The sequence below is a fragment of the Streptomyces daliensis genome (genome assembly GCF_054782395.1).
In genome coordinates, this window is the sequence record NZ_BAAGSO010000084.1 from 1 (window position 1) to 1,139 (window position 1,139).

At 65.0% G+C, this 1,139-nt stretch carries 1 protein-coding gene; it reads left to right on the plus strand.

The window, feature by feature from the left end:
• Positions 1-47: 47 nt before the first annotated feature.
• On the plus strand, positions 48-1,139 hold the full coding sequence (locus tag ACYVOO_RS18680) for an IS630 family transposase (protein ID WP_461016768.1): 1,092 nt from the start codon (positions 48-50) through the stop codon (positions 1,137-1,139).

Here is a 1,139-nt window from a genome sequence, read left to right on the forward strand (position 1 = left end):
CTAGTCTTCTGAGTCGGGAATTCTATTCATATTGGTAGGGTTGCTGTGTGTCACGTACGGGACGGCCGAAGGCCGAGTTGACGCTGTCGGACGATGAACGGGCCGCGCTTGAGGGGTGGGTGCGGCGCCGCTCCACGCCGCAGGCATGGGCCTTGCGGTGCCGCATCATCCTGGAGTGTGCAACCGGTGTGTCGAACAAGGATGTTGCGGAGAGACTCGGCGCGACGCCGCATGCGGTGGGCCGGTGGCGGGCGCGGTTTGTCGAGCACCGGATCGCCGGTCTGGGGGACATGCCGCGTTCGGGAGGCCCCCGGTCAGTGACGGATGAGCAGGTCGCCGCGCTGGTGGCCAGGACGCTGGAGTCGAAGCCGAAGAACGCGACGCACTGGTCGACGCGGTCGATGGCACAGCAGACGGGGCTGTCGCAGTCGACGGTGTCCCGGATCTGGCGGGCGTTCGGGCTCCGGCCCCACCGCACGGAGACCTTCAAGCTGTCGACTGATCCGTACTTCGTCGACAAGGTGCACGACGTCGTCGGCCTGTACCTGGACCCGCCGGAGCGGGCGCTGGTGTTCTGCGTGGACGAGAAGTCGCAGATCCAGGCGCTGGACCGCTCGCAGCCGGTACTGCCGATGATGCCCGGGGTGCCCGAGCGGGCCACACACGACTACGTCCGGTCCGGCACCACCACCCTGTTCGCGGCTCTCGACGTCGCCACCGGCAAAGTCATCGGATCCCTCCACCGCCGCCACCGTGCCGAGGAGTTCAAGAAGTTCCTGGTCACGCTGGACAAGGAGGTACCCGACCCCCTCGAGGTGCACCTTGTGCTGGACAACTACGCCACCCATAAGACACCCGCCGTCAAGAACTGGCTGCTTGCCCACCCCCGTTTCCACCTGCACTTCACGCCTACAGGATCTTCCTGGCTCAACCTCGTCGAGCGATGGTTCGCCGAGTTGACGAACAAGCAGATACGGCGGGGCGTCCACAAATCCGTCCAGGCCCTGGAGAAGGACATCCGCACCTGGATCGCCACGTGGAACACCGACCCGAGGCCCTACATCTGGACCAAGACCGCCGACGAGATCCTCGAACGCCTCAGCTCATATCTGAACAGAATTCCCGACTCAGAAGACTAG